Genomic DNA, 21,171 nt, shown 5'->3' on the forward strand with positions numbered 1-21,171 from the left:
GTCCTCTCCATGGCCAGCCAACCCGCGACGCTGTTGATCGTTGATGATGAACCTCAGGTTCGCAAGCTCCTGGAAACCTTGCTGCAACACGAGGGCTACCAGACCCTCACGGCGGGCAGCGGAGAAGAAGCCCTGCAATTGGTGGCGCAACAGCCACCGGACCTGATCCTGCTGGACATCATGATGCCAGGCATGGACGGCTACGAAGTCGCCAGCCAGTTGAAAGGTGATGAAACCACGGCAGGCATTCCGATCATCATGTTGTCGGCCCTCAGCGAACCGAGTGCCCGGGTCAACGGACTGGAGGCCGGCGCCGAGGAATTCATCACCAAGCCCGTGGAGCGTGTCGAACTCTGGTTGCGGGTACGTAACCTGTTGCGGCTCAAGACGCGCGGCGACTGGGTGAGCCATTCGCGCGAGCTGGCGCAACGCCCTACCGGCATGAACGTGCATGACCTGGCCCGGCAGGACTTGGAAAGTGCCTTGCGCCAGGCCGTCGAACACGATGAATTCACCCTGCATTACCAGCCCAAGGTCGAGGTCGCCAGCGGCCGCCTGTGCGCCCTCGAGGCGTTGCTGCGCTGGGAACGGCCGGACTATGGCGCCGTGTCGCCGGCCGTGTTCGTGCCCATCCTGGAAAGCCTGGGATTGATCGTGCCCGTGGGGCGCTGGGTGATCGAACAGGTGTGCCGACAGATCGCCGAGTGGCAACAAGGGCCGATTGGCCCGGTGGAGGTGTCGGTCAACGTTTCCGGTCATCAATTGATCGAAGGCGACCTGATTGCCGATATCGCGCGCCTGCTCAAGCAACACCAGGTCGAGCCGCACTGGCTGGAAGTCGAACTGACGGAAGGGTCGTTGATGGAAAACACCCAGCACACCATCGCCAGCCTGCAACGCTTGCACACCATGGGCGTGAAAATCTCCATCGACGACTTCGGCACCGGCTACTCGAGCCTGGCGTACCTGCGGCGGTTTCCCATCGACACGCTGAAGATCGACATCGCGTTTATCCGCGAAGTCACCAGCAACCCGCAGGATGCGGCGATCACCCGCACCATCATTGAACTGGCCCACAGTCTCAACCTGCGGGTGGTGGCCGAAGGCGTGGAAACCCAGGCGCAGTTGGCGTTTTTGAAAGAGGCCGGCTGCGATCAGATCCAGGGGTATCTGTTCAGCCGGCCGTTGCCGGTGGAAACCTTGGAGCGCCTGTTGCTGGAACGCGTAGAGGGTCTGTGAAATCTCGGCGTGTGCGCAATCACATTGAACCTGTACGCGACGCTTAGTCTCAAACCCGGACAGACCACGGCCCGGTAGATGTCCGATGACTTTTATTCTATGGATGGCCGTACTGGGCGCCGTATTGCTCACGCTTGCCCTCACCTCCTCTTACCTGCGCTGGATGCCGGTCACGACTTCGGCGGTGTGCCTGCTCTTGGGCGTAGGGATCGGCCCGCTGGGCGTCGACCTGTTGCACCTGGATATCAAGCATTCCGCGCGCTGGATGGAGCACCTGACCGAAGTCGCGGTGCTGTTTTCACTATTCGTCAGCGGTTTAAAGCTGCGTCTGCCGCTCAAACACCGGCTCTGGCGCATCGCATTTGGCATGGCCGGGCCGGTGATGCTGCTGACCATCCTCGGCCTCTGCCTGGCGCTGCACTACCTGTTTGCAATGTCGTGGGGCGTGTCGCTGCTGGTGGGGGCGATCCTGGCACCGACCGATCCGGTGCTGGCGGGACTGGTGCAGGTCAATAACGCCCAGGATTATGACGCGCTGCGCTACGGGCTGTCCGGTGAAGCAGGCTTGAACGACGGCACCGCCTTCCCGTTTGTGATCTTCGCCCTGCTGTTCATGCAGCACGGCGGGTTTGACGGTGACTGGCTGGGCGGTTGGGTGCTGAAGAACCTGGTTTGGGCGGTACCGGTCGGGTTGTTGATCGGCTATTGGATGGGCCGCGGCATTGGCCGGGTGACGCTGTGGTTGCGCATCACCCACAGTGACAGCACGCTCTCGCCCAATGACTACCTGACGCTCGCCTTGATCGCGCTGGCCTACGTAGTGGCCGAAGCGGTGGGCGGTTATGGCTTCCTGTCGGTGTTCGCGGCAGGGCTTGGTCTGCGCCAGGCGGAATTTCGCTCTACCGGCAGTTCGCAGACACCCTCGGAGCACCTTGCGCTGCCGGTGGTGGGTCACCTGGAAGTCGAGCCCGAGCACGCGCTGCAGGGCGACGTCAGCGAATTGAAAGATACCCAGATCGCCGCCGGCGTGATGATGGGCGACATGCTTTCATTCGGCAGCCTGGTGGAGCGTTCGATGGAGGTGTTCCTTGTGACGGTGTTGGGGATCGTGCTGGTGAGCCATTGGGATTGGCGCGCGTTGCCGGTGGCGGCGTTGTTATTCTGTGTGATTCGCCCGATAGGCGTGCTGGCGATGCCCTGGGGGCGTCTAGTCGACCTCAGGCAGCGCGGCCTGATGGGCTGGTTCGGGATTCGTGGGATCGGCAGCATTTACTACCTGTTCTACGCGCTCAATCATGGGTTGATCGGCACCAGCAGCGCGGTGGCCGTGAACCTGACCCTGTCCGTCATCGCCTTGAGCATCGTCGTTCATGGCCTGAGTACCCAGCCGATGCTGGCGTGGTATGAACGACGTGCCCAGGTGAAAGCTCAGTCTTGATCCTCGCTATTGCCCACATCTGCCGCTTCATCCAGATCGTTGAGCGGCACTTCTGCATCGTCCATCAACGAACCCGGGTCTTCATTGCCCGGATCGTTGAGTTCTTCGTCGAGTTCTTTTGACATGACCGTCTCCTCTAACCGCCTTGGGTGTCGATATCAGCATCGGTTTCAGGCTTGGGCTCGCGCTCGGGCTTGAAGTCTGGACTGTAGTCGTTTTCCTTGGCTTTGGGGTCTTTGGCCGGAACCGGGTCCTTGGGCGCGTCGGCAGCGGTCCCCGGCGCCGGTTCGCCGCCGTCGATGGCCGGGTCGTTACGGTTATCGGTTTGGGGGTCTTTATTCGTGCTCATGGGTCACCTCTTGGTAGGCCGGAGGGAAATCAGCAGGGCCTGAAGGTAAGGCGCTGCGCCGACCGGCGAAGTTCCGTCCGATTGCTCACCGGATCGGATTGTCGACCTGGATATAGAACGCATAAATCCCCAGCACCAGCCAGAACACCATGAACAGCCAGGGCGCACGCATGGAGAACAGCAACGACTTGCGATAGCCCTTGTGGGACGACTCCATTTCGGAAAACAGCGGCGACTCATCGTAGGCCAAGCCCATCACCGGCTCGCTGCGCAGCAGTTCGCTTTGCTTGTAGTGCCAGTGGTCGATGATCTCGTACGCGGCACGAATGCCTGGCCAGGCGTTAAGGGAGCTGAGAATGCCCAGCGCGACCAGGAACACCGGCACCACCAGGGTGAACAGCTTGCCCCACTCCGGGTTGAGGTTGCCCATGCCGGACACAAAGGCGATGACCAGGAACGACTGCGCGGTGAGGTAGGCGTCGGTGCGGTTGGCCAAAATGGTGGTTTCGTACTGGATTTCGCGCCGGTAGAAATCGAGGCGGTCCTTGGGTGAGCCGAAGATTTTCGCGTTGTGTTCGCTGTGGTCGGCCAGCGCCGCTTCCGGCGTATTGGGAGAAGGAATGATTCTGGGCACGACAGTGCTCCACACAGGTTCGAGTCCTATTAGAAGAATCGGGGGTGGGTGAAGTTCAAGTTTGTTCGCGCACCAATCCGGAGCACTGCGTGCCCCATGGAAGACAGGGCTCTTGTAGTGAGCGGGCTTGCCCCGCGCTGGGCAGCGTAGTGGCCCCCAACAAACAGGAGCGCTACGCACTCCAGCGCGGGGCAAGCCCGCTCACTACGCAGAATTTGGGCGTTTCGGCACAGGCATTGCTTAAACCATTCATCTGCCCGAATAAAGGAGCATTCGTTACCCCCCGACCCAGAGCCGACCCCACAAGAAAGTAAGGACCAGGCCCATTGGCACCATCGGCCACGGGCTCATAAAAATATGCGGTTTTTTAAGCGGCAGTGCCACCCAAGCTCTCCTCGGCACTGACAAGGTACTGGAATGGCTCTATCTTTCTTCGATGAAATGAATGACGCGAACGGCGCGTGCCGCGCGCACTATCAGGATTTCTCCCGCTGGCTGGCGAATACGCCGCCGGAACTGCTGGCCCAGCGTCGCCGTGAAGCCGATTTGCTGTTTCACCGCGCCGGGATCACCTTCACCCTGTATGGCGACGAACAAGACACCGAGCGCCTGATCCCCTTCGACATCATCCCGCGCAGCATCCCCGCCAGTGAATGGAGCGTGATCGAACGCGGCTGCATCCAGCGCGTCAATGCGCTGAACATGTTCCTCGCCGACATCTACCACGACCAGCGCATCATCAAGGCCGGGATCATTCCGGCGGAGCAGGTGCTGGGCAACGAGGGCTACCAGAAGGCGATGGTCGGCCTGGACCTGCACCGCGACATCTACTCGCATATCTCCGGGGTGGACCTGGTGCGCGACGGCGACGGCACCTACTACGTGCTTGAAGACAACCTGCGCACCCCCAGCGGCGTCAGCTACATGCTCGAAGACCGTAAGATGATGATGCGCCTGTTCCCCGAGGTGTTTGCCAAACAGCGCATTGCGCCGGTGGACCACTACCCCAACCTGCTGCTCAAGACCCTTAAAAGCTCAAGCCGCCTGGACAACCCCAATGTGGTGGTGCTGACGCCGGGGCGCTTTAACAGCGCGTTCTTCGAGCATGCGTTCCTGGCACGGGAGATGGGCGTGGAGCTGGTGGAAGGCGCCGACCTGTTCGTGCACGACCTCAAGGTGTTCATGCGCACCACCGACGGCCCCAAGCCGGTGGACGTGATTTACCGGCGTATCGACGACGCCTTCCTCGACCCTAAGGCCTTCAACCCCGAATCGATGCTCGGCGTGCCCGGCCTGGTCGCCGCCTATTGCGCGGGCAATGTGGTGCTGGCCAATGCCATCGGCACCGGCGTGGCCGACGACAAGTCGATCTACCCCTATGTGCCGGAAATGATCCGTTTCTACCTGGATGAAGAACCGGTGCTACAGAACGTCCCCACTTTCCAGTGCCGCAAACCCGATGAGCTGTCTCACGTCCTGGCCCACCTGCCGGAACTGGTGGTCAAGGAAACCCAGGGCTCCGGCGGCTACGGCATGCTGGTCGGCCCGGCCTCCACCGCCGCCGAGATCGAGGACTTCCGCCAGCGCATCAAGGCCCGTCCTCACGCCTACATCGCCCAACCGACCTTGAGCCTGTCCACCTGCCCGACCTTTGTCGAAAATGGCATCGCCCCACGGCATATCGACCTGCGGCCGTTTGTGCTCTCGGGCAAGGAAACCCGCCTGGTGCCCGGCGGTCTCACCCGCGTGGCGCTGAAGGAAGGCTCGTTGATCGTCAACTCGTCGCAAGGCGGCGGAACCAAGGACACCTGGGTGGTGGAGGGCTGAGTATGTTGAGTAGAACCGCCGCAGATCTGTACTGGATGTCCCGTTACCTGGAGCGTGCCGAGAACCTGGCGCGCATGCTGGAAGTCAGTTACTCGCTGTCGTTGATGCCCCAGGCCGGGCGCAGCGATGGCCTGGATGAACTGGCCATGTCGTTGCTCAGCAGCGGCACCCTGGACAGCTACCTTGAGCGTCATAAACAGCTGGACGCCGAACGCATGCTGCATTTTTTCGCCCTCGACGAAGAAAACCCCGCCAGCATCTACAACTGCCTGCGCGCTGCACGTGGCAATGCCCACGCGGTACGCGGGCGCATCACCGCCGACATGTGGGAAAACCTCAACGCCACCTGGCTGGAAATGCGCAGCATCGCCGCCGGCGGCCTGGCGCGGCATGGCATCAGCCACTTTTGTGACTGGGTCAAGCAGCGTTCACACCTGTTCCGTGGGGCGACCTCCGGGACAATCATGCGCAACGACGCCTATCGGTTCATCCGCTTGGGCACTTTTGTCGAGCGCGCGGACAACACCCTGCGTCTGCTGGATGCGCGTTACGAGATGTTTGGCGAAGAGTCGGAAGAAGTCAGCGACTTGTCGGCACGCGGTTATTACCAGTGGAGCGCCCTGCTCCGCGCATTGTCGTCGTTTGAGGCGTATACCGAGCTGTACCCGAATGCATTGAATGCGCGGTCGGTGTCGGAGCTGCTGTTGCTGCGCAGTGATGTGCCGCGTTCGTTGCATGCGTGTATCGAGGAATTGAGCCATATCCTGGCGGATCTGCCCGGCAGTTATGGGCGCACGGCGCAGCGGTTGGCGGCGGAGTTCGAGGCGCGGCTCAGGTATACCGGGATTGATGAGATTCTGGAGGATGGTTTGCATAGCCGTCTCACGGAATTCATCGACACCGTGCGCGAGCTGGCACGGGCGATACACAGCTCATACCTGGAAGTGGTCTAAGCAGCCCCCGCTTTCCCTAGAAACCCGAGCATCAGTGCGTTGACCTGCTGCCCTTGCTCGTTCTGGATCCAGTGGCCACAATTGAGCAGCACATGCTGCTCAAGGTGAGGCACTGACTCAGGCATGCGCTTGAGCGTGTGGGCCTCGAAGACCCCGACCGGGTCGCGGTCGCCGATCAGGAACAGCGTGGGTTGCAGCACCTGCTTGCCGGCCAAGCTTTCGGTGCGTTGCCAGTTGCGTTCGAAGTTGCGGTACCAGTTCAACGGGCCGCGAAACCCATGCTCGGCGAAGGTGTGCACGTAGACGTCCAGATCCGCCTGGGAACACCAGTGCGGCAAGGCGCCGGGTGCCGGAACACCCTCAAGCAACCTGGCATTCGCAGGTTTGCTTTGCAGAAACACATCCTGATCCTGCATGAACAGGCGCAAGGTACGCTCGATATCGGCGTTCAACTCCTGCTCGGCGACGCCCGGTTCCTGGAAATACAGGATGTAGTTGAAGCGGTCGGCGTACAGCTCGCGCATGATTTCAATCACCGGCCGCCGTGCGCGCCCGGCAAACGGCACCGACAGCGTGATCAAGCGCGTGATCCGTTCAGGTTCGAGCAACGCCAGGTGCCAGGCCACGACCGCGCCCCAGTCATGGCCGACCATGACCACCTGCGCATGGCCAAAATGGTCCATGGCCTGCTGGATATCGCTACACAGCGTCAGCAGATCATAATCGGCGACCTCGGCCGGCGAACCTGATTGGCCGTAGCCGCGCATTTCAGGGGCAAACACCCGATAGCCCGCAGCCGCCAGCGCGGGAATCTGCTCGCGCCAGGAGTGCCAGCACTCCGGGAAGCCGTGAAGCAGCCAGATCGGCCTGCCGTCTTCGGGACCGGCGATGTGGACGCTTAACTCAATACCGTTGACGCAGATGAGTTGCTCGCTCATTGGCATGGCCTTTTCGAGATTTTTCCCAGCGTGCGGCATTGTTTTCAACGCCACCAGCATCATTGATCACGGGAATGCCTCATGCAACCGCCCACCAACGCGGCAACAACTGCCGTACCCGCGCTTCGCCGAAGCGGTCATCGATCAACATCACCACGCCACGGTCCTGCTGGCTGCGGATGACCCTCCCCGCTGCCTGCACCACTTTCTGAAGGCCGGGGTACAGGTAGGTGTAGTCGTAGCCTGAACCGAAGATCGCGCCCATGCGCAGTTTCATCTGTTCATTGACCGGGTTGAGTTGGGGCAACCCGAGGGTGGCGATGAAGGCGCCGATCAAACGGGCGCCGGGCAGGTCGATGCCTTCACCAAAGGCGCCGCCGAGCACGGCAAAGCCGACACCCTGGCTGTGTTCGGTGAATTGGTCGAGGAACGCCTGGCGCTCGGCCTCGGCCATGCCGCGTGACTGTTGCCAGAGTGTGATCTGCGGGTGTCGCTCCGCCAGCAACTGCGCCACCTGCTGCAGGTAATCGAAGCTTGAGAAGAACGCCAGGTAGTTGCCAGGCTGCCCGGTGTATTGGCGGGCGATCAGCTCAACGATAGGCTCCAGCGAGGCGTGGCGATGCACGAAACGCGTGGAGACCGCATCGACGATGCGCACCTGCAATTGCTCGGCCTTGAACGGCGACTCTACATCGACCCAGGCCGTGTCCGCCGGCAAACCGAGTAAATCCGCGTAGTAATGACGGGGGCTCAGGGTCGCGGAAAACAGCACGCTGCTGCGGGCAGCGGTCAAGCGTGGGCGGATGAATTCGGCGGGCACCACGTTGCGCAGGCACAGGGTTGAGCTGCTGCGTTTGCCGCTGAGCTGGCGTTTACTGATGTCGAAAATGAAGTGTTCGTTGAACAGCTCGGCGACTTTGGCAAATTGCAGCACCTCGAAATAGAAGGCTTGCAGGTCGCCGCTGAGCGATTCGGGATGCTCATTGAAATACTCGCCCATGCTGCTGGCGCACAGGCTCAGGGCCTGCAACAGTTTTTCCGGGCGGGCGGCATAAGCCTGGTACGGCGCGATCTGGTCCTTGTGCAGTGCGTTCCACTCACGGTTGAGGCGCTGCAAAGGTTTTTTCAAGGGCTCGGGCGCGACGTCGCGCAGGGTCTTGAGGTGGTATTGGTCGAGGCTCGCGCTGTACATCGAGCGGGCCCGTTCCACCAGGTTGTGCGCCTCGTCCACCAGCACTGCCGCGCGCCAATGGTTGAGCTGGGCCAGGCCGAACAGCATGGCGCCAAAATCGAAGTAGTAGTTGTAGTCAGCGACCACCAGGTCGGCCCAGCGCGCCATTTCCTGGCTCAGGTAATAGGGACAGACGTCATGGGCCAGGGCCACGTCGCGCAGGTTGCGCTGGTCCAGCAGGCGCACCTTGGACGCGGCGATGCGCGCGGCGGGCAAGCGATCGTAGAAACCCTTGGCCAAGGGACAGGAGTCGCCGTGACAGGCTTTGTCCAGGTGCTCGCAGGCTTTGTCCCGCGCCACCAGCTCCAGGACGCGCAATTGCAGCTCGGGGCTGCTGGTGTGCAGCACGTGGGCGGCGTCCAGGGCGAGCTTGCGGCCGGGGGTTTTGGCTGTGAGGAAGAACAGCGTGTCCAGTTGCTGCGGCGCCAGGGCCTTGAGCAACGGGAAAATCGTGCCGATGGTCTTGCCGATGCCGGTAGGCGCCTGGGCCATCAGGCAGCGGCCGGTACTGACGGCCTTGTACACCGATTCAGCAAGCGAACGCTGGCCAGGACGAAAACCGGCATGGGGAAACGCCAGGGCCTGCGCGGCCCTGTTGCGCGCTTCGCGGTGCGCCATTTCCTGCTGGGCCCAACCGAGGAACAGCGCGCATTGCTGGTTGAAGAACGGCTCCAGTTCGCTGGCGTGGAAGTGTTGGTTGAGCACCGTCTCGCCCTCGCCGACGATGTCGAAGTACACCAGCGCCAGGTCGATCTGCGAGAGGCCGAGTTTCTGGCACATCAACCAGCCGTACACTTTGACCTGGGCCCAATGCAGTTGCCGGTGGTTGGCGGGTTGGGCGTCGAGGTCGCCGCGATAGGTTTTCACTTCTTCCAGGCGGTTGGCGTCCGGGTCGTAGCCGTCCGCCCTGCCCCGCACCTTGAGTTGCTGGTACTCACCTTCGAGCGCCACTTCATTCTGGTAGTGCGGGCTGCGCCGCGAGGCGACGGTGCGGTGGCCGACAATGCCTTCCTGGGCGCTGGGCGACGGCGTGAAGCGCAGGTCCAGGTCACCGACCTTGGCCGTGAACTCACACAGTGCACGCACGGCAACGTTGTAACTCAAGCGGACGCTGCCCAACGCACATAGCAGACCGTGACCGGCATCTGGTATTCACCGCAGAACTCCAGCCAGCGCAGCTGGTTGTCTTGCAGGCGATCGCCGGGGCCCTTGACCTCGATCATGCGGTAGGTCTTCTGCGCGGGCCAGAACTGGATCAGGTCCGGCATGCCGGCACGGTTGGCGCGGATGTCCAGCAGCAGCCGTTCAAACCAGTAGCGCAGGTGTTCGGCGGGCAGGCAGGCCAGGGCCTGCTCCAGCAGTTCTGCGCTGAGCAGGTTCCAGAATACGAAGGGCGACTGGATCCCCCATTTTTCGCTGTAGCATTGGCGGATGGTGGTTTTGTAGCGCTCGTCCTGCAATTGTTCGAAACACGCGGCGAACAGCGGCGCGCGCCGCAGGTGGAAGTCTTCACTGTGCAGATCCGCCGGCCCGCGCTGGAACGGGTGGAAAAACGAACCCGGCAGCGGCGCAAAGATCACGTCCCAGCACAACAGGCCGAACAGCGAGTTGATCAGGCCGTTTTCCACATAGTGCACCGGCCCATCGGGCTCGCTGAGGTGAGCCTGCACGCAATACTCCACCGACATCAGCGGGTCCGGTAGCGCGAGCGCCAAGTCCAGGCGCGTGACCGGCCGTGGCTTGACCTTGGGCAAGGCCGGCTCGCCCAGTTTGCGCCGCAGGCGTGGCACCACACGCAGCAAGTGCTGCTGCTCGGCGGCGCTTTCCGGGGCCTGTTGTGCGGCGTTCGCCAGGGCCATGGCTTGCACGTAGTGCTCCTGGCGCTCCAGCACACGGATCAAGCGTGAGCGGGCGCCGGGGTAGGCGCAGGCGCGATAAATCTGTTCCGCCAGCGCCAATTCGGCAGTGCGCTCGCAATATTGACCCACTTGGAACAACAGCTTGGCCCGCCGTTTTTCCAGCCAGGGATTGTCGGTGTTCAATGTGGCGACCTGGGCCAGTACCTCCTCCAGCGCCGCACCGGTTTCAAAAGCCTGCTGGCACTGGTGCAGAAACAGAAAACCCTGCACGTCATCACGGCTGCGTAAGCCACGGGATTCGGCGCAGAACTCGACTTTTTCGTAGGTGTAGATGCCCAGGTCAGCCAGCACGAACTCGGACCAGTCCTGATGCAAGTTGCCGAAGAACATCAGGCGCAGACGATCGCACAGGTCCATCACGGTGAGGCTGTACAACGTGTCGGCAAGGTCGGGGCACCAGTGGGCAAAGCAGCGATTGTCGGTGAAATGCGCCGACAACCCTTCCAGCCAATCGGTTTTCTTGGCTTTGGGTTGTTCGATCCAAGGCTTGAATGCAGCGAGAATCTCGCCTTTTTGCAGCAAGGCGAACAACGCGTCAAAGGCCAGCAGGCATTTGTCGTTAACCCACCCCAGCTCCAGCAATGGCCCGGCAGCAGCCTGGGTGCAACCGATCTCCACATAGTTGAGCTTGCCCGCACGAAAATGCACGCCCTTGCGCATCACCATGCGCACCAACAAGGCCTGGGACGCTTGCGGCAACCTGTCAAATTGCTGAATGAAATGCTCTTCGTCCGGGTCGAGCAGATCCGCATAGCGTTGCCCCAGCCAATGCAGGACTTGGCGGAAGTTATGCAAATAATAGAGCGGTTCTTCGAGGGAATTGGCCATGGCGCGCAGCGATCAAATACTGGTTATGCATACAGAGTGCCGTCGCAAAGGCCTGGTTGCAATCGGTAATAGATAAATGGCGCCTGCAACTTTTTACATAAAAGTGATCAGATGCTGAAGTCGATGGCGTAACATTTGTCGCCCACGGCCTCTGGCGTGGGACTTTCACGGTTAAGGTAAGGGTTATGAACATGAAGAATTTGGGTCTGCCGCTGGTTGCACTCACTTTTCTGGTATTGGCCGGTTGCGCGACGCAAACCGTAGTGACGATGCAAAATGGCACGCAGTATTTGACCAAGGACACCCCAAAAACCAAGACCGCCGACGGTTTTTACGAATTCACCGATATCGCCGGCAAGCGTGTACGGGTCAAGGCCGACGACGTGGCCACCGTGCGTAAGGAAGACTGATTCCCAAAGCCGAAACCTATCAAATGTGGGAGGGGGCTTGCCCCCGATGGCGGTGTACCGGTCGATAAATGCGTTGGCTGCTCCACCGCAATCGGGAGCAAGCCCCCTCCCACCTTTTTCAACTGCACTCCACTCCTAGCCGATCACCACCTCGCCCAACCCTCCACTCACCCCGACCAACGTCACCGAATCGCCCCCCACACTGATCACCGTATCGCCTCCGTGCTCCCGGTAATCCACACTCCCCTGTAGATCCTTGAACACCAGCTTGTCCGTCGATTGATAGCCAATCACCCGGTCTTGCCCGAAATGTCCGCTGAACAGAAAAGTGTTATGCCCGCTGTTATCACGGAGGGTGTCGTTGCCTTTCCCGCCCTCGATAAAATCCACGCCCTTCCCTCCTTGGATCAGGTCATCGCCGTCACTGCCGATGATGAAGGTATTGCCTTTGTGCGGCTCGGCATTGCGGTTGAGGTCCTGCACCCAGGTGTTGGCCCGCGCCGGGTCGGACAGGTTGGCGACAATCACGGTGGCGTCGCGGCTCATCTGCTCGTAGAACCCTGACTCGAGAATCCTTGTCATGCCATCGCCATACCCGGTGGGCAGGTGCGAGAGCCAGGTCGGCAGGTTGGCAATGGAAAACGGCAGCACGTTCCACAGCGTCGAGGCGTAGTGGTCGTTGAAGCTGACGATGTTATCGGTGGTCGACTCATGGGGTTTGTCGTGCACGCCCAGGGACGACAGGTTGAAGGATGAGCCATCCAGCGCACGGAATACCGGGTCGTTCTCGTAGCCGATATTGAGCACCTTGTCGCCGGCACTCTGGGTCGGCGACGCGTAGGCCACGTAGTGGGCGTCCTTGTAGAAGCCGCCCCACTTGTTACCGCTCAAGTCCGCCAGGCTGTTGACCGCGAGGCCCCCCAGGCTATGCCCGCTGACCAGCACGTCCTTGCCACTCAGGCCATGGGCGCTGGCGTAGTCGGCGACGTTCTTGAGCAAGCCGCCAAAGGCTTCGCCGGCGTAATTCTTCGCGTAATCCTTGGGCCCCAGCGCCGCCAGCAGATCGCTGACCAAGTCGCCGATGGAGTCGCTGATCAGGGTTTCCCGGGGCCCCGAGGTGCCGCGAAAGCCGATGCCGATTTCCAGCAGCTTGCCGGCGTCATCGTACTTGCCCAGCACCTCGACCTGGGCCGTGGTGTAGCCTGCCTTCTCGCCGAAGAACGTGCCTCGTGCATCGACCTTGCCGCCGTAGCCCAGGGCGCTGGCGCTGATCGGCGTCCAGCCGGCCTTTTGCACCGCGTCCAGGGCGGCTTTCTCTGAATCCGGGTTCCACGGTAAGCCGGGGATAACGCCCTGGGAATCAGTGCTGCCGAGCAATGCACCGACCAGCGTGGCCGGTAGGCCCAACCCCAGGCCATTGTGCTGGTAACCCACGGCAAAGCCGTTATCCAGATTGTGATAGGTGTACAACGTGATCGCCATCGCATCCGCGAACAGCGCCTTGGAGCCCTCGGTGCCGAGGTTTTTATAGTCAAATATACCCATGCCAGTCCTCTCTTATTGTTGTTTAACACCCAAAAATCAACGTCCAAACGCCTCATCCACCTTGGCCAGGTCGGTGTCACGCAAGTTGCCGGCGTAGTAATGCAATTTGGTCCAGGCCATCAGGTAGTCATACCGGGCCTGGGCCAGGTCGCGCCGGGTGCTGTAGAGCTGCTGCTCGGCGTTCAGTGCATCAAGGTTGACCCGCTCACCGCCTAGGATGCTCTGCTTGGTCGACACCACCAGCGCTTCGGCCGACGCCAGGGCCTTTTGATAAGCGCGCAATTTGCTCACCCCCGACAGGCAGGCGCTGAACTGCCGGCGCAGCTCGATCAGGGTTTCGCGGGTCTTGCCCTCCAGCTCGTACTCGGCCTGTTCCATGGCCCGGCTGGCCTGGCGGGTGGACGCCGAGATGCCGCCACCGGCATACAGCGGCACGCTCACTTCGACGCCGATGGTGTTGGTGTCGTAGCGCTGGTTGTAAGTGTTGCCGCTGTCGGACTCCTGCTGGCGCGAGCTGGCATACGCTGTGACCTTGGGCAAATGCCCGGCGCGGTTGCGCTCCACTTCATAGCGCGCGACTTCCAGGGCCTGGCGCTGGGAGGCCAGCGTGGGGTTGTTGCTGATCGCCAGTTCATGCCAGGTGTCGTAGTTGGCCGGGGTCAGGGCGAACGCGGTAAAGCCCTGGTTCAGCGGCGCCAGGTCGTCGATGTTGACGCTCTGTACGCCAATCAAGGCGCCCAGTTCACGCAGCGAAGCATCCTGCTCATCAAGCGCCTGGATTTCTTCGGCGGTGGCCAGTTCGTAGCGCGATTCGGCTTCCAGAATGTCCGTGCGGGTGCCCTCGCCTTGCTGGAACAAATGCCGGTTCTGCTGGAACTGTTGCTCGAACGCCTTCTTCTTCGCACGGGCGATGTCGATCTGGTCCTGGGCAAACAACGCTTGGGTGTAATAGGTCAGCACGCGCACCAGCAGCGCCTGGCTCTTGTCACGAAAGCTTTCATCGGCGAACAGCGCCTGGGCCACCCCCTTGCGGTAGTTGGCGTAAGCCTCGTAGTCAAACAACGGCTGTTGCAGGCTGAAGGTCGAGCCGTAGCTGTTGTAGTTGCGGTCGTCGTGATAATTGCCGCCGCGCCCGTCGGGCAAGGTGGCCTGGGAGTTGTTGCGGCCCTTGTTGTAGTTGTACGACAGCTTGGGCAGCAGGCCGGCGCGGCCGATGGCGCGGTTTTCCAGGCCGGCGTCGCGCTCCTTGATGGCGCCGAGGAATACCGGGTCGTTACGCAAGGCCTGTTCGTACACATCGAACGGGCCCATGGCGGCCTGGGCAGTGGCGCTGGTCAACAGCAAGGCGATAAACACGTGCTTCATGTTCATTCCTCGGTCAACGCCGAGCCGGCGCGGTCGAGCAGCGGCTTGAACAGGTAATTGAGCAAGGAGCGCTCGCCGGTGCGCACGAACATCTCGGCGGGCATGCCCGGCTTGATCACCAGGCCGTGGAGTTTTTCCAGCGCGGCGTCGCTGACCGTCGTGCGCAGCACGTAATAGGGCGCGCCGGTTTTTTCATCGAGCATCTGGTCGGCGGAAATCAGGCTGACCTCCCCCGGCACGCGGGGTGTGCGGCTCTGGTTGAAGGCGGTGAAGAGGATATCGACTGGCAAGTGCGTGCCAACCTTGTCCACCAGGTGCACCGGCAAGTGCCCTTCCACTTCCAGGCGTGTGCCCTGGGGCACGATCTCCAGCAGGGTTTCACCGGCGCGCACCACGGCGCCCTCGGTGTGCACGCTGAGGTTCACTGCAATACCATCGGCCGGGGCGTTGATCTCGCTGTGTTGCAGGTCAAACCCGGCCGAGGTGAGCTGCTGCTCCAGGGTCAGGCTGCGCAGTTGCGCATCGGCCAGCTGGCTGCGCACTTCTTTCTGGTATTCCTCGCTGTGCTGCTGCAATTTCAGCCGCGATTCGAGGATGCCCTGCTCGACGCGGCCACTTTCACCGCTGTTCTGCGCCAGGTCCTGTTGCACCTGGGACAACTGCCGCTGGTACTCCATCAACCGGTTGCGCGGGATGTAGCCGTTGTCGGCCAAGGGTTGCAGGTTGCTCAGTTGGTCGCGCAGGGATTGAGCCTGGGCGATCAGGTCGCTGCGGGCACGGCGCATGCCGCCCAATTGCGCGGAGGCACCGTCGATGTTGGCACGGATGCCGGCCTGCTCACGGGCAAAGGCTTCGCGACGGCTGCTGAACAGTTGGCGCTGGCCTTCCAGCACCAACGCCAGGGCTGGATCGGGGTTGGCGCTCAGTTCGGCGGGAAAGGTGATGCTGGCGTGGTTATCCCGTTCGCTCTGCCAGCGGGCCACGCTGGCCCAGGCCATGCGGTACTGGGCCTGCAACGATTGCACGTCGGCCTGGTGCTGGGTCTGGTCGAGACGAAACAGCGGCTGGCCCTGTTTCACATGCTCGCCCTCCTTCACCAGAATCCGGCTGACCACGCCAGGGCTGAGGGTCTGCACCGCCTTGCGCTTGCCCGACACCACCACCGTGCCCTGCACCGGAATGCCCTGGTCCAGCGGCGCCAGGCTGGCCCACAGGAAAAACCCGCCGGCACCGACCAGCGTCAGCAGCCAGCCCATGCGCGTAAAAAACGTGGCGTCGCGCTCTTTGAAGCGTGGTTCAACAGTGATGCTGCTCATGCGCCTGGATTCCTTCCGGCTTGGTACTGACGACTGAAACTCACGCCGGGTTTCTCCTTCGGCGCTTCCTGCTGGCCGGACAACGCGCGCAGCACGTCTTGGCTGGGCCCGAAGGCTTGCAGATGCCCGTCGTTGAGTACCAACAGCTTGTCGGCCTGGGCCAACGCCGAAGAACGGTGGGTCACCAGCACCACGCTGCTGCCCTGGGCTTTCATCTGCACGATGGCGCTGGCCAAGGCGGCTTCGCCGACCGTATCGAGGTTGGAATTGGGCTCATCCAGCACGATCAGGCGTGGTCCGCCATACAGAGCGCGTGCCAGAGCTACCCGTTGTTTCTGGCCGCCGGACAGGCCGCCGCCGTTGTCGCCCAGTACCGTGTCATAGCCCTGCGGCAAGCGCAGGATCAGTTCATGCACGCCGGCCTGCTGCGCGGCACGCACCACCTGATCGGGGTCGGCTTCGCGAAAGCGCGCGATGTTATCGGCGATGCTGCCGCTGAACAGCTCGATGTCCTGGGGCAGGTAACCGATGTGCGGGCCGAGTTCGTCGCGGTCCCAGCGGTGAATGTCCGCGCCATCCAGGCGCACGGTGCCCGCCAGCGTCGGCCACACCCCCACCAGCACACGCGCCAGGGTGGATTTGCCGGAGCCCGACGCACCCAGCACACCGAGCACTTCACCAGCCCCCAGATTGAAGCTGACTTGATGCAGGGTCGCCACGCGCCGCCCCGGCGGGCCGGCACTGACCTGTTCGAAACTCACCTGCCCTTTGGGCGCCGGCAACTTCATCTGCTCCACGTCCGGTGGAAACTCGCGCAGTAAGTCATCCAGCCGCTGGTAGGCCAATTTGGCCGAACTCCACTGCTTCCACACCGCAATCAACTGGTCGATGGGGCTCAGCACCCGGCCCATCAGGATGGAGCCGGCGATCATCATCCCGGCGGTCATATCGCCCTTGATCACCAACAGCGCCCCCAGCCCCAGCACCAGCGATTGCAGGCACAGGCGCAGGGATTTGCTCAGGGAGGTGATCACCGAGCCGGTATCGCTGGCGGTGTTCTGCAAGCCGAGAAACTGCGAATGCACGGCAAACCAGCGCGAGCGCAGCGCGCCGAGCATGCCCATGGCCTGGATGGTCTCGGCGTTGTGCAAGTGGCTGGTGGCCAGTTGCGTGGATTGCTGGGAGTAACCGCTGGCCTCGCCCAACGGCTTTTTGGTCAGGTATTCATTCAGGCACGCCAGGCCGATCAGCAGCACGGCACCGGCCGTGGCCAACACGCCCAGCCACACGTTGAACAGGAAAATCACAAACAGGTAGAGGGGGAACCACGGCGCATCAAAAAACGCGAACAGCGCAGGCCCCGTGATGAATTGGCGGATATGGGTCAAATCGCCCAGGGACTGCCCGGCATGCCCCTGACCGCGTTGCAGGTTGCGTTCAAACGCGGCCTTGTAAACACGCAAGTTGAAACGCCTCTCCAACTGGCTGCCAATACGGATCACGATAAAACTGCGGATCACCTCCAGCAGGCCAATAAACGCAAAGAAGCCCACGACCATCAGCGTCAACATCACCAGGGTGGTTTCATTCTGGGAGGACAGCACGCGGTCATACACTTGCAGCATGTAAATCGACGGCACCAGCATCAGCAGGTTAATCAAGGCGGTAAAACAACCGACGCTGATCAAAATGCTCTTGTATTCACCCAGCGCCTTGAATAACGGCGCGACGGCATGGGACTTCGCCATGGTTTCTAATCTTCCTTGAAGCAAATTGCGCGCAATAGTTGCCCCGACCCCGAATGACGGAGCGGTCAACTAATAAAATCAAGTGATCGGTTTAAAACGGCAACTAAGGTGTACGTTGCAATACCACTTCAAGACCGGTGGGCGTGCGGCCTTTATATTCGCCTTCTTTTTGCCGGTTAAGGTGGGTAATGCCACTGCCTTCGGCGTTCATCAGCCAGATGCCGTCCGGCGTTGGCGTCCAGGTCAGGGGCTTGGCGCCCAACCATTGTTCGACACACGCCACGTCGCCACCCAACGCGTTGGCCTGCTCCAGCAGGTCCAGCGCGCACACCTGGTCCTGCTGGTGCAACTGCCAATGCCCGGCCAACTGGGCGGTGGTGGGTAATACAAGACTGCTCGCCATTGCGTGGGCTCCTGCCGACACGAACATCACCTGCAATACGCAGGCGATCCTATTGAAAAAACGCTGCATCTTCATGCTCCATCCGTAAAGCGCGGCGCCGAAGCGCCGCGCCCGTGCATCACGCCACGATGTCGCTGACCGCAGCCTGGCCGACGGTGGTGACGAGGAAGTCCGCCACGCCGTGACCGGAGAAGTCCACTGCCAAGGTGCCCAGGTTGGTGCCTGCGGCGTAGGTCAGTACCGCATCGCCGGCATGCCCGGTGAAGGCGTTGACGAAGGTCAGGCCTGCACCCTTGGTGATGCCGGACAGGTCGATCTTGTCCGAACCCGAGGTAAAGTCAAAGATCTTGTCAGAAGCCCCAGGCTTGGAGTCGGAACTGGCACCGAACACAAAGGTGTCGTTGCCCGCGCCGCCCCACAGTTGGTCCGCACCGCCACCGCCGTAGATGAGGTCGTTGCCGGCGCCACCTTTGATGATGTTGGCCGCGTTGTTCCCGATGATCAGGTCATTGCCCGCACCACCGAAGGCGTTCTCGATGGTCACGCCCTTGGCGATGGACACGTTGCCCACCAGGCCGCCAACGTCGGAGAACGAGGCTTCATTGAGGTTGATCTTCTGGTTCTGGGTGAAGCCGGAGAAGTCCAGGGTGTCGTTGCCACCACCGTCCCACACCGAGAACACCAGCTTGTCGGCATTCGACGTGGCGCTGAGGAAATCACGCCCGGTGTTGGAGTTGAAGCCGTAGGTGGTGTCACCGGCGCGGGTGTTGTAGTTGGCGCCGTAGAGCTTCTGGATCGCCGCGATGTCGTCGATCAGCGGGCCGGACGCGTAGGCCTCGACCCCGCCTTTGCTGAAGTTCTGGTTGGTGTTGCTTTCGCTCCAGTAACTCATGAGGCTGTAGCCGCGCGTGTCCTGTCCATAGGTCGCGTCGTTGTAGGTTGGGGCGCCTTCTCCGGCGTTGTAGTCGCCAGGGTGGGCCAGGCCCAAGGTATGACCGATTTCGTGGGTCAGGGTCTGCCGGCCGTAGTTGTTCAGGTCCGGGGTTTTGTTCGGCGTGTAGCTGTTGTTGGTCAGGTACCACGACGTGCCGTCGTAGCCTGCACCGGTGCCGGGCAGGTAGGCGAAGGCCGCCGCGCCGTCCTGGCCGCCGCTGTAGTTGCCGAACGTCATGTGGGCGTCACCGCCACTGGCTTTCTCGGTGAAGGTGATGTTGGCCACGTCCGCCCAGGACTGCATGGCCAGTACGGCCTGTGCTTTCTGCTGTGCGTTGAACTGGCTGAAACCCGAGATGCCATGTTTGTTCATGGTGCTCGAAGAGGCCGAGGTCAGGAACGTGTAGGTCAGGTCGATCTTGCCGTTGCCGTCAAAGTCTCGGTACGCGGCGCCGTCGCGCAGCAACTGGGTGGCTGCCTGGTCAACGGTGTAGGAGGGTTTGCCATTGATCGTGAGGTTGCCGCCACGGTCATACAGATGGCTGAAGCTATCGATTTGCGAGTAAGCGGTGCTGGCTTGCGCCGCCGACACGATAGCCTTGTCTTTTACTTTTGACATAAACGTACTTCCTTGTTTGCAAGTGCTTCAGTCTTTGATCGATAGGCACCCCGCGGGCGAGATCGTCCTATCACTCGCCTCTTTTGAAGGCGTAAGAAAACTGACACAACTTGAAATCTTTCGTCTACATCTTTTCCAGCATTAGAATCAGGCGCGCAAACAACTTAAGTAATTTGCGCGCCGTGTTTGTTGGGCGGAATTGACTTTGTCCGACAAAAAACAACCTTGGGTTATTTAAATATTAAATAGCGCTAACGCAACCTAAGTTGTCCGGCGCTGTTAATAATTGGATCCATTATATTGCCAGGGTGTCATTAGCAACATTAAACGGCCATTACTTGTTTTAATAACTTCGCGTGCCCCCTATTACCGGGACACCCTCCAGCCTGTTGTGTGTAATACCGACAACAGCGTGTCACCGCTCAGGCCGGGTACCAGCACACCTTGATCGGTGAGCATGTCCTCCCCGGCCAGGATCGCGTTGATGATTGCCTCTTCCACAGCCTCGGCCGCGGCGCTGAACAGCGGCGAAATATGGTCGTTGTTGACCATCTGCAACGCGCTACTGAAAGGCAGGCCCTTACGTCCGTAATCCGCCGGCGGCAAATCCTGGTTGCCGGTGGCAAAGGCCAGGAACAGGTCACCGCTGGAATCCTCGGTACCGCCGCCGGTACGCGCGATACCGATCGACGCGCGTTGCGCCAGGCGCTGGCATTGGTGCGGCAACAGCGGCGCGTCGGTGGCGAGGATCACCACGATCGAGCCCATGCCCGGCGTGCCTCGTTCGGCGAAGGGCGACGGAATGTCCATCAACCGACGCCCCACCGGGTAGCCATCCACCCGCAGTTCCTGGCGCTTGCCATGGTTGGCCTGCACCAGCACGCCGACAGTCCAACCGCCCTGCTCCGCCGATAAGCGCCGCGATGCGGTGCCGATGCCGCCCTTGAACTCATGGCAGATCATGCCGGTGCCGCCACCGACCGCGCCTTCCTGCACCGGACCGGTGGCGGCGTTGTCCACGGCTTCGCGCACATGCTCGGGGCCCACGTGCTGGCCCCAGATATCGTTGAGCAGGCCGTCATAGGTCTCCATCACCACCGGCATGCACCAGTACACCGCCGGGTCCGCCAGGCGCTCGCGCTCCAGGGCGATCAGGCTGTCGCGCACCATGCCGATGCTGTGGGTATTGGTGATGGCCAGCGGCGTGGTCAGCAACCCCGCCTCGCTGACCCATTCAAGGCCGGTGGCATCACCGTTGCCATTGAGCACGTGGTACCCGGCAAAGCACGGTTGCTGGCGTGCCTCCCCTGCACGCGGTTGGATCACGCTGACGCCGGTACGCACGTGCTTGCCGTCGATACGTGTGTTCAGCGTGCTGTGGCCAACCCGCACACCGGGCACATCGGTGATGGCGTTCCATTCTCCAGGCGTGCCCAGCCCTAACGTGACCCCCAATTGACGTGCGCGCATAACCAC

The 21,171-nt window shown here is 61.5% G+C and carries 18 protein-coding genes; 5 read left to right on the plus strand and 13 right to left on the minus strand.

Annotated elements, in window-relative coordinates; all coding sequences use genetic code 11:
• The first annotated feature begins 9 nt into the window (after positions 1 to 9).
• Positions 10 to 1,239 carry an EAL domain-containing response regulator gene (locus tag AO064_RS21900; protein WP_064054642.1) on the plus strand — a complete coding sequence of 410 codons (1,230 nt, stop codon included), beginning with the start codon at positions 10 to 12 and terminating at the stop codon, positions 1,237 to 1,239.
• Positions 1,240 to 1,324: 85 nt separating this feature from the next.
• Entirely contained in the window at positions 1,325 to 2,677 is a 1,353-nt protein-coding gene (locus tag AO064_RS21905) for a cation:proton antiporter (RefSeq protein ID WP_064054643.1), read from the plus strand.
• Here the strand turns inward: AO064_RS21905 and AO064_RS31530 are convergent.
• From AO064_RS31530 to AO064_RS21915, 3 genes are all read right to left on the minus strand, one after another.
• Entirely contained in the window at positions 2,668 to 2,802 is a 135-nt protein-coding gene (locus AO064_RS31530) for a hypothetical protein (RefSeq protein WP_255610698.1), read from the minus strand. The two genes, AO064_RS21905 and AO064_RS31530, sit on opposite strands and share 10 nt — an antisense overlap.
• A gap of 11 nt (positions 2,803 to 2,813) precedes the next feature.
• Positions 2,814 to 3,026, minus strand: a complete 213-nt coding sequence (locus AO064_RS21910; RefSeq protein WP_064054644.1) for a hypothetical protein — start codon at positions 3,024 to 3,026, stop codon at positions 2,814 to 2,816.
• An 85-nt stretch (positions 3,027 to 3,111) separates the two neighbouring features.
• Positions 3,112 to 3,660 (minus strand): hypothetical protein, encoded by a 549-nt coding sequence (locus AO064_RS21915; protein WP_064054645.1) that lies wholly within the window; start codon positions 3,658 to 3,660, stop codon positions 3,112 to 3,114.
• A 417-nt stretch (positions 3,661 to 4,077) separates the two neighbouring features.
• Here AO064_RS21915 and AO064_RS21920 point away from each other — a divergent pair, with 417 nt between their 5' ends.
• Both AO064_RS21920 and AO064_RS21925 read left to right on the plus strand, forming a co-directional pair.
• On the plus strand, positions 4,078 to 5,487 hold the full coding sequence (locus AO064_RS21920) for a circularly permuted type 2 ATP-grasp protein (protein WP_046036314.1): 1,410 nt from the start codon (positions 4,078 to 4,080) through the stop codon (positions 5,485 to 5,487).
• 2 nt (positions 5,488 to 5,489) lie between these two features.
• Positions 5,490 to 6,440, plus strand: coding sequence for an alpha-E domain-containing protein (locus AO064_RS21925; RefSeq protein WP_012724311.1), 951 nt, complete (start codon positions 5,490 to 5,492; stop codon positions 6,438 to 6,440).
• Here the strand turns inward: AO064_RS21925 and AO064_RS21930 are convergent.
• The 3 genes from AO064_RS21930 to AO064_RS21940 all read right to left on the minus strand — a co-directional run bounded on the left by AO064_RS21930 (position 6,437) and on the right by AO064_RS21940 (position 11,356).
• Positions 6,437 to 7,378 (minus strand): alpha/beta fold hydrolase, encoded by a 942-nt coding sequence (locus AO064_RS21930; protein ID WP_064054665.1) that lies wholly within the window; start codon positions 7,376 to 7,378, stop codon positions 6,437 to 6,439. The two genes, AO064_RS21925 and AO064_RS21930, sit on opposite strands and share 4 nt — an antisense overlap.
• A gap of 79 nt (positions 7,379 to 7,457) precedes the next feature.
• Positions 7,458 to 9,713 (minus strand): ATP-dependent DNA helicase, encoded by a 2,256-nt coding sequence (locus AO064_RS21935; protein ID WP_064054666.1) that lies wholly within the window; start codon positions 9,711 to 9,713, stop codon positions 7,458 to 7,460.
• Positions 9,710 to 11,356: a VRR-NUC domain-containing protein gene (locus AO064_RS21940; protein ID WP_064054646.1), complete on the minus strand. Its 1,647-nt coding sequence runs from the start codon at positions 11,354 to 11,356 to the stop codon at positions 9,710 to 9,712. Before AO064_RS21940 ends, AO064_RS21935 begins: the two co-directional genes overlap by 4 nt.
• Before the next feature lie 185 nt (positions 11,357 to 11,541).
• Between AO064_RS21940 and AO064_RS21945 the strand changes: the two genes are divergently transcribed.
• Positions 11,542 to 11,766 carry a YgdI/YgdR family lipoprotein gene (locus tag AO064_RS21945; RefSeq protein ID WP_046036312.1) on the plus strand — a complete coding sequence of 75 codons (225 nt, stop codon included), beginning with the start codon at positions 11,542 to 11,544 and terminating at the stop codon, positions 11,764 to 11,766.
• A 135-nt stretch (positions 11,767 to 11,901) separates the two neighbouring features.
• Here the strand turns inward: AO064_RS21945 and AO064_RS21950 are convergent, their stop codons facing one another.
• The 7 genes from AO064_RS21950 to AO064_RS21980 all read right to left on the minus strand — a co-directional run bounded on the left by AO064_RS21950 (position 11,902) and on the right by AO064_RS21980 (position 21,165).
• Complete coding sequence (locus tag AO064_RS21950) at positions 11,902 to 13,311, minus strand: polyurethane esterase (protein ID WP_064054647.1); 1,410 nt, start codon at positions 13,309 to 13,311, stop codon at positions 11,902 to 11,904.
• A gap of 36 nt (positions 13,312 to 13,347) precedes the next feature.
• A complete protein-coding gene (locus AO064_RS21955; protein WP_064054648.1) occupies positions 13,348 to 14,676 on the minus strand; it encodes a TolC family outer membrane protein in 1,329 nt (442 codons plus the stop codon).
• Positions 14,677 to 14,678: 2 nt separating this feature from the next.
• The gene (locus tag AO064_RS21960; RefSeq protein WP_064054649.1) at positions 14,679 to 15,992 is read right to left on the minus strand and encodes an HlyD family type I secretion periplasmic adaptor subunit; all 1,314 of its coding nucleotides are present in this window, start codon (positions 15,990 to 15,992) and stop codon (positions 14,679 to 14,681) included.
• Positions 15,989 to 17,740, minus strand: a complete 1,752-nt coding sequence (locus tag AO064_RS21965) for a type I secretion system permease/ATPase (RefSeq protein WP_064054650.1) — start codon at positions 17,738 to 17,740, stop codon at positions 15,989 to 15,991. The genes AO064_RS21960 and AO064_RS21965 overlap by 4 nt, the downstream gene beginning before the upstream one ends.
• Positions 17,741 to 17,843: 103 nt before the next feature.
• On the minus strand, positions 17,844 to 18,212 hold the full coding sequence (locus AO064_RS21970) for a protease inhibitor Inh/omp19 family protein (protein ID WP_043205364.1): 369 nt from the start codon (positions 18,210 to 18,212) through the stop codon (positions 17,844 to 17,846).
• A 49-nt stretch (positions 18,213 to 18,261) separates the two neighbouring features.
• Positions 18,262 to 19,695, minus strand: coding sequence for a serralysin family metalloprotease (locus AO064_RS21975; RefSeq protein WP_046036308.1), 1,434 nt, complete (start codon positions 19,693 to 19,695; stop codon positions 18,262 to 18,264).
• A 366-nt stretch (positions 19,696 to 20,061) separates the two neighbouring features.
• Positions 20,062 to 21,165 carry a DmpA family aminopeptidase gene (locus AO064_RS21980; protein WP_064054651.1) on the minus strand — a complete coding sequence of 368 codons (1,104 nt, stop codon included), beginning with the start codon at positions 21,163 to 21,165 and terminating at the stop codon, positions 20,062 to 20,064.
• Between the last annotated feature and the right edge of the window lie 6 nt (positions 21,166 to 21,171).

Origin of the sequence: Pseudomonas marginalis (genome assembly GCF_001645105.1) — a bacterium.
GTDB lineage: Bacteria > Pseudomonadota > Gammaproteobacteria > Pseudomonadales > Pseudomonadaceae > Aquipseudomonas > Aquipseudomonas petroselini.

Bases quoted from the DNA above. Each gene is read 5' to 3' on its own strand.
- AO064_RS21920 (WP_046036314.1), top strand. From the start codon at position 4,078: ATGGCTCTATCTTTCTTCGATGAAATGAATGACGCGAACGGCGCGTGC.
- AO064_RS21950 (WP_064054647.1), bottom strand. From the start codon at position 13,311: ATGGGTATATTTGACTATAAAAACCTCGGCACCGAGGGCTCCAAGGCG.
- AO064_RS21955 (WP_064054648.1), bottom strand. From the start codon at position 14,676: ATGAAGCACGTGTTTATCGCCTTGCTGTTGACCAGCGCCACTGCCCAG.
- AO064_RS21930 (WP_064054665.1), bottom strand. From the start codon at position 7,378: ATGAGCGAGCAACTCATCTGCGTCAACGGTATTGAGTTAAGCGTCCAC.
- AO064_RS21965 (WP_064054650.1), bottom strand. From the start codon at position 17,740: ATGGCGAAGTCCCATGCCGTCGCGCCGTTATTCAAGGCGCTGGGTGAA.
- AO064_RS21900 (WP_064054642.1), top strand. From the start codon at position 10: ATGGCCAGCCAACCCGCGACGCTGTTGATCGTTGATGATGAACCTCAG.
- AO064_RS21975 (WP_046036308.1), bottom strand. From the start codon at position 19,695: ATGTCAAAAGTAAAAGACAAGGCTATCGTGTCGGCGGCGCAAGCCAGC.
- AO064_RS21970 (WP_043205364.1), bottom strand. From the start codon at position 18,212: ATGCAGCGTTTTTTCAATAGGATCGCCTGCGTATTGCAGGTGATGTTC.
- AO064_RS21945 (WP_046036312.1), top strand. From the start codon at position 11,542: ATGAACATGAAGAATTTGGGTCTGCCGCTGGTTGCACTCACTTTTCTG.
- AO064_RS21940 (WP_064054646.1), bottom strand. From the start codon at position 11,356: ATGGCCAATTCCCTCGAAGAACCGCTCTATTATTTGCATAACTTCCGC.
- AO064_RS31530 (WP_255610698.1), bottom strand. From the start codon at position 2,802: ATGTCAAAAGAACTCGACGAAGAACTCAACGATCCGGGCAATGAAGAC.
- AO064_RS21905 (WP_064054643.1), top strand. From the start codon at position 1,325: ATGACTTTTATTCTATGGATGGCCGTACTGGGCGCCGTATTGCTCACG.
- AO064_RS21925 (WP_012724311.1), top strand. From the start codon at position 5,490: ATGTTGAGTAGAACCGCCGCAGATCTGTACTGGATGTCCCGTTACCTG.
- AO064_RS21980 (WP_064054651.1), bottom strand. From the start codon at position 21,165: ATGCGCGCACGTCAATTGGGGGTCACGTTAGGGCTGGGCACGCCTGGA.
- AO064_RS21910 (WP_064054644.1), bottom strand. From the start codon at position 3,026: ATGAGCACGAATAAAGACCCCCAAACCGATAACCGTAACGACCCGGCC.
- AO064_RS21960 (WP_064054649.1), bottom strand. From the start codon at position 15,992: ATGAGCAGCATCACTGTTGAACCACGCTTCAAAGAGCGCGACGCCACG.